Here is a 384-nt window from a genome sequence, read left to right on the forward strand (position 1 = left end):
GCGGCACCGGCAAAACCACCACCGCGCGGATCATCGCCAAGGGCATGAACTGCGTCGGCGCGGACGGCCAGGGCGGCCCCACCACCGATCCTTGCGGCAAATGCGAGCATTGCGTGGCGATCATAGAAGGCCGCCATGTGGACGTGATGGAGATGGACGCGGCCTCGCGCACCGGTGTCAACGACATCCGCGAGATCATCGACTCGGTGCAGTACCGCGCCGCCTCGGCCCGCTACAAGATCTACATCATCGACGAAGTTCACATGCTGTCGACCTCCGCCTTCAACGCGCTGTTGAAGACGCTGGAGGAGCCGCCCGCGCATGTGAAGTTCATCTTCGCCACTACGGAAATCCGCAAGGTGCCGGTGACGGTGCTGTCGCGCT

The 384-nt window shown here is 63.8% G+C and carries 1 protein-coding gene; it reads left to right on the forward strand.

All coding sequences use genetic code 11. The features are described from left to right. A partial coding sequence (locus RA21_RS21860) for an AAA family ATPase (protein WP_039152748.1) occupies window positions 1-384 on the forward strand: 384 nt, incomplete at both ends.

This window comes from Leisingera sp. ANG-DT (assembly GCF_000813785.1).
GTDB lineage: Bacteria > Pseudomonadota > Alphaproteobacteria > Rhodobacterales > Rhodobacteraceae > Leisingera.